6 protein-coding genes are annotated in these 5,454 nt (G+C 70.5%); 4 read left to right on the top strand and 2 right to left on the bottom strand.

What is annotated here, in order from left to right; all coding sequences use genetic code 11:
* Together PKE44_RS14340 and PKE44_RS14345 are read left to right on the top strand one after the other, a co-directional pair.
* A partial coding sequence (locus tag PKE44_RS14340; protein WP_324552355.1) for an endonuclease/exonuclease/phosphatase family protein occupies nucleotides 1-554 on the top strand: 554 nt, incomplete at its 5' end.
* A 110-nt stretch (nucleotides 555-664) separates the two neighbouring features.
* Nucleotides 665-1,624, top strand: a complete 960-nt coding sequence (locus tag PKE44_RS14345) for a glycosyltransferase family A protein (RefSeq protein WP_324552357.1) — start codon at nucleotides 665-667, stop codon at nucleotides 1,622-1,624.
* A 19-nt stretch (nucleotides 1,625-1,643) separates the two neighbouring features.
* Here PKE44_RS14345 and PKE44_RS14350 read toward each other — a convergent pair whose 3' ends face one another.
* Nucleotides 1,644-2,447 (bottom strand): PEP-CTERM/exosortase system-associated acyltransferase, encoded by an 804-nt coding sequence (locus tag PKE44_RS14350; RefSeq protein WP_324552359.1) that lies wholly within the window; start codon nucleotides 2,445-2,447, stop codon nucleotides 1,644-1,646.
* Between the two features lie 121 nt (nucleotides 2,448-2,568).
* On the opposite strand from PKE44_RS14350, the gene PKE44_RS14355 reads away from it, so the two are divergent.
* Nucleotides 2,569-3,834: a hypothetical protein gene (locus PKE44_RS14355; protein WP_324552361.1), complete on the top strand. Its 1,266-nt coding sequence runs from the start codon at nucleotides 2,569-2,571 to the stop codon at nucleotides 3,832-3,834.
* A 25-nt stretch (nucleotides 3,835-3,859) separates the two neighbouring features.
* The gene (locus PKE44_RS14360) at nucleotides 3,860-4,768 is read left to right on the top strand and encodes a histone deacetylase (RefSeq protein ID WP_324552363.1); all 909 of its coding nucleotides are present in this window, start codon (nucleotides 3,860-3,862) and stop codon (nucleotides 4,766-4,768) included.
* Nucleotides 4,769-4,902: 134 nt separating this feature from the next.
* Here PKE44_RS14360 and PKE44_RS14365 read toward each other — a convergent pair whose 3' ends face one another.
* A complete protein-coding gene (locus PKE44_RS14365; RefSeq protein ID WP_324552365.1) occupies nucleotides 4,903-5,346 on the bottom strand; it encodes an OsmC family protein in 444 nt (147 codons plus the stop codon).
* Between the last annotated feature and the right edge of the window lie 108 nt (nucleotides 5,347-5,454).

The raw sequence follows: 5,454 nt of genomic DNA on the forward strand, positions 1-5,454 counted from the left end.
AGCTCACGCGCAGCCCCGGGCGCATCGCGCCGCTCGATCCGGCCTTCGCCGGCTGCGCCGAGCGCCACTGGCGGCCGAGCCGCAAGGCGCTCGCGCTCGAATACCGCTGCCCGGACGGCCGGCCGCTGCTGCTCGTCAACTGCCACCTGAAGTCGATGCGCGCCGAGCACCGCCGCGCCGAGGACTACGCGAAGAAGCAGCGCCACGCGCAGGCCGCGGTGATCCACGCCTTCTGCGCGTCGGTGCTCGCACTCGACCCGCAGGCGCGGCTGATCGTCGCCGGTGACTTCAACGACGTGCCGGGCTCGAAGACGCTGGATCTGCTGAAGGGCGAGCGGCTTGCGAACCTGATCGAGGATCTGCCGCGGCACCTGCGCCACACGCACCGCCACGGCCATCACGCGCAGACGCTCGATCACGTGCTGGTGTCGCCGGCGCTGCGCGCGGCGCGCGCCGAGGTGCTGCACGTGCACACGACGGCACCGGCGCCACAGCCGAGCGATCACGATCCGGTGCGGGTCGAGCTGCGGGACGTGCAGCCACTGCCGCGTTAATTTTCGTCGGTGCACACCCGGGCGCGCTTAACGGCAGCGGATCACCGGCCCAGAATGGCGCACGGCCGATCCGGCCCCCTCCATGCATCGCTCGCCAGCACAGGATCACCATGCCCAGAGTCGCCATCGTCATGCCCTACTTCCAGCGCGAAGCCGGCATCCTTCTCCGAACCCTCGCGTCGGTGCAGGCACAGACGGTGGATGACTGGATGCTGCTGGTTGTCGATGACGCCTCGCCCGTGCCGGCGCGCAGCGAAATCGCCGACCTGATCGAAACCGATCCGCAGCGTTACCGGCTGATCGAGCAGGCCAACACCGGTCCGGCCGGCGCTCGCAACCGCGGACTCGATGCCGTGCCGGCCGACTGCGAATACGTGGCCTTTCTGGATTCCGACGATGCCTGGAGCCCGGACCATCTCGAGAACGCCCTGACTGCCCTCGCGGCTGGCCACGACTTCTACTTTGCCGATCACCTGCAGCTCGGTGCGACGACGCCGGCCTTTGCGCGCGGTGGCCGGCTGCGACCTGAACAGCACCGGCCGCTGTCCGCCCCGCATCTGTATGCCTTCACGGCAGATCTGTTTGAACAGACGCTGACCGGCAACGTCATCGGCACGTCGACGGTGGTCTTCCGCCATGCAAAGTATCCCGCGCAGCGCTTCCACCAGAATCTGGTCTTTGCCGGCGAGGACTACCTGTTCTGGATGGAACTGGCCCGGGCCGGAGCCCGGCCGGCGTTTTCGACCCGCTGCGAGGCCACCTACGGCCGCGGCGTCAACGTGTTCGCCGGCTCAGGCTGGGGCAGCGAGCATTCCCTGCACCGGCTGTGCGACGAAATCACCTTCTGGCGTGCCATACCGCGCCTGTTCGCGCTGACGGCCACGCAGCGTGCCCACGTCCGTCAGCGCACGCGAATCCTGCGACGCTCACTCGCACTCGATCTCCTGCACCGGCTGCTGCACCGCAAGTCCCTGCATCCCGGACGTCTGCTGCGCCTTTCGCGTCAGGATCCGGCGGCGCTGCTGCTGCTGCTGCCAAACCTGGTGATCGGCAAGCTGCGCCGATCCTGAAACGCATGCCGGGCGGCGGTCATGTCCGCCGCCGCGCCGGCGGAATCTGCGGATCGAGCCGCGCCAGCGCGTATTCGTACATCGCGCTCATGCCCGGCAGCGCTGCGGTCGCCGCCAGCGCGGTGTCGAGGTGGATGTAGAAGGCCGCGCGCCGGCCGTGGTACTCGACATCATTGCCGATGCGCTCGAACTTCAGCCCGGCCGCCGCCAGCCGGCGCGCCAGGCGCGGCTCCATGATCGCGTAGGCGTGCAGGCAGCCGCAGGCCGCCACCAGCCTCGTGGCCGCGACGAACAGCGCCAGCGAGATCAGCGGGTAGGTGCGCAGCTCCGGCGCCGAGATGTCGATGCCGTCGATCTGGCCGATCGGGCTTTCGTTTTCACCGAAGCGCTTGCGGAAGGTCGAGGCGACCGCCAGCCGCGACACCTCGCAGCAGAGCTCCGGGGCCAGCCGCGACGGATGCGCCGGGTGATCGGTGAACAGGCTGGCGCCGCAGTGCGCGACGAAGGGCATCGGTGCCTGCGGCCGGCCCGGGTCGGACAGCACCAGACGCACGGTGCCGGCGTCGTGGTGGCTGGCGTGGTGCATCAGCAGGCAGTGCAGCGAGCGGGCGTCGTATTCGTCGCGCTCGCGCTGGCCCGGGCAGTCCTCCTCGCGCTCGAAACCGAATTCGCGGCAGTAGACCTCGTAGCGCAGGTGCTGGGCACGATCGATCAGGTCCGCGGCCTGTTGCGGCGCGCCGCCATCGTCGGGATCGGCGAGCGCGAGATCGAAGTAACTGCCGAACTGCAGCAGCGGGGAAACCGCTTCCGGAGGAGGCGTCATCAGCAAACTCCATCAAAAACCACAGGAATCAGGTGAAATCCTGTCACGGACCGGCCGCGACGGCTTCCGGTATAGTAGCCGCCCCGCAAAGACCGGACCGCCCGACGCTGGAGCTTTCGCCTTGCACGCCGATACCCGCCACCCCGCCCCCGAACTCGCCGCCTGCTCGGGCGTGCTGACGCTGGAGCTGAACACCGGCCCGGCCGGCAGCGTGCCGCCCGGCCCGGTCAGCCGCGCCAGTGCCACGCAGATCGCCGAAGGCATCGCCGCCGACCTCGGCCGGCTGGTGCCCGATCTGGCGCGCTTCGCGCTGGTCGTGCCCGGCGCGCTGTACGACCAGACCGAACTGCTGCGCCCGGGCTTTCCGCTGCTCGCCGCGCTCGATGACGTGTTCCGCGGCACGCTGCTCGATGGCGGCTTCGTGCCCGGTCTGGTCGCACTCGGCAGCGACGACGGCCGCGCCTTCACGCTGCCGGCGCTCAATCCCGCCCGCCAGCCCGGCGCCGGACCGCTGCTGATGCTGCCGTTCTCGCTGCTCGGCCGCCCCGGGGACATCACGGAACTGTCGATGCAGCTCGAAAACTCGCTGCTGCAGTCCGGCGGCGTGTCGGTGACGACGCGCCAGGCGGTCGAAGCGGCCTTCGGCCTGCGCGCCGTGAATCTTTCCTATGCGACGGTCGGCGACCTGTGCGCGCTGCTGAAGGTGCAGCTCGAACACGCCGGCTTCGACGGCCTGTGGGAGCTGCTCGAACGCGCGCTGTTCCGGCCGCAGGAGCCGGCCGACGTGAGCCTCGCGCCCGGCAACCGCTTCCTGATGAGCGAGGGCACGGTCTGGACGCCGTTCTGGACCTTCGACGACTGGGCGCAGATCGGCCCCGGTCAGGAACGCCCGGCCGATGCGCTCGCCGCCGGCTACGTCGAATGGGTGCGCACGCAGCGCCAGTACCTGATGGCGCTGTCCGCCTGGGGCCTGCCGGTGCGCATGGCGATCGGCGAGGCCTTCACCGAATGCGCCGGCACGACGATGCGCGACCTGCGCGCCGGTGCCGCGCTCGACGGGGATTATCTGGTCGAGACCGTGCTGCACGTCGACAACGCCGGCCCGGAGCGCCGGCTGCTGGTCACCAACCAGTTCGACGACGAGGTCGGCACGCTCGCGTACACGGTCGCCGCGCTCGATGCCGACGGCTGCCTGCTCGCGCTCGAACACCACTACCCGCTGTCGCCGCGCGGGCTGGAGGCGATCGCCGCGCGCCTGACCGAGCGCAGCCGCGACTTCGAGCGCATCGTCCGCCACCCCGGCGGCCTGCTGATCGACGCCGCCGGCCGCTGCCTGGAATCGGCCCCGGACCCGGCCACCGAAACCGCCGCCGGCACGCGCCACTGAGCCTGCCGATCCCGCCGGTGCCGCCGTGAAGCTCTTTTACTGCGACCACTTCGTGCTGCCGCTGCCGCCCGGCCATCGCTTCCCGATGGACAAGTACCGGCGGCTGCGCGAACGCGTCGAGGCCGGCGCCGGCACCGATCCGCGCTTCGAGCTGCACGAGCCGCCAGCAGCGAGCGACGCCGAACTCGCCCGCGTCCACGATCCGGACTACATCCGCCGCGCCAGCCGCGGCGAGCTCGACGCGCGCGAGCTGCGCGCGCTCGGCTTCCCGTGGTCGGAGGCGCTGATCGAGCGTTCGCGCCGCTCCTCGGGCGCCACCATCGCCGCCTGCCGCGCCGCGCTCGCCGAGGGCGCTGCTGCCAACCTCGCCGGCGGCACGCACCACGCCGCCCCGGCCGCGGCGCAGGGCTTCTGCGTGTTCAACGACGCGGCGGTCGCCGCGCGCGCGATGCAGGCCGAGGGCCGGGTGCAGCGCGTGCTGATCGTCGATGCCGACGTGCATCAGGGCAACGGCACGGCGCTGTGTCTGGCCGGCGACGACAGCGTGTTCACGTTCTCGATCCACGGCGCGAAGAACTTCCCGTTCCGCAAGGAAACGAGTGATCTCGATGTCGAGCTGGCGGACGGCACCGGCGATGACGAGTATCTGGCCGCGCTCGAAGCCGGGCTCGCGCAGGCGATGGCCCGCGCCGCCGGGGCGCAGCTGGTGATCTATCTCGCCGGGGCCGATCCGTACGCCGGCGACCGGCTCGGACGCCTCGCGCTCAGCAAGGCCGGCCTCGCGGCGCGTGACGATCTGGTCTACCGCCGCTGCGCCGCCGCCGGTCTGCCGGTGGCGGTGGCGATGGCCGGGGGCTATGCCGACGACATCGGGGACATCGTCGACATCCACTACGCGACGCTCGAACGCGCCGCCGCACACGCCGGACGCTGATCGCGGCCGTCGCGAAGCGTGGCGGGGCTTCTGGCTGCGCCCGAAAAAGGCCCCCTCATCCCCCGGCCCTTCCCCGGAGGAAGAAGGGGCAAAGCGATCTGCATTCAGGGGCTTGTCGCGCCCTGCCTGCTCTCTCAGGCCGTTGCCGGCTGCGCCAGCCGCACGGCGACCGGCGTGGCGTTCAGCAGGTTCTCGGAGACCGGGCAGCGCCGGTCGACTTCCTGCAGGAAGGCGCGCTTCTGCTCCTCGCTCAGGTCGGCATCGACATCGACGGTGACGACGATCTGCTGGAAGCCGGCGCGCGTGCCGGTGCTGCGCCCGAGCAGCACGGCCGGATCGAGTTCGCCTTCGACGCGGATGTCCATGCCGCGCACGGGCAGGCGCTGCTGGTTGGCGACGATGCGGCCGATCGAACCGACGCAGCCGGCGAGCGCCGCGAACAGGTATTCGAGCGGCGACGGACCGGTATCGGTGCCGCCGCCGGCCTTCGGCTGGTCGATGTACAGCTGGTGATCGCCGGCGGCGACCTCGATCGCGAACGCCGGTCCGAGTTTCGCCTGCACCTGGATCTTCTTCATGACGCGCCTTCCCGCATGGGGTCGATGGGACTGGATGCGCGTACAGTATCATTAATTCGTATATTCGCAAATATGAATATAAAGAACCCATCCCGCCCGCCGCGACCG

It is taken from the genome of Plasticicumulans sp. (genome assembly GCF_035331805.1).
GTDB lineage: Bacteria > Pseudomonadota > Gammaproteobacteria > Competibacterales > Competibacteraceae > Plasticicumulans.

Bases quoted from the DNA above. Each gene is read 5' to 3' on its own strand.
- PKE44_RS14350 (WP_324552359.1), bottom strand. From the start codon at position 2,447: ATGACGCCTCCTCCGGAAGCGGTTTCCCCGCTGCTGCAGTTCGGCAGT.
- PKE44_RS14345 (WP_324552357.1), top strand. From the start codon at position 665: ATGCCCAGAGTCGCCATCGTCATGCCCTACTTCCAGCGCGAAGCCGGC.
- PKE44_RS14365 (WP_324552365.1), bottom strand. From the start codon at position 5,346: ATGAAGAAGATCCAGGTGCAGGCGAAACTCGGACCGGCGTTCGCGATC.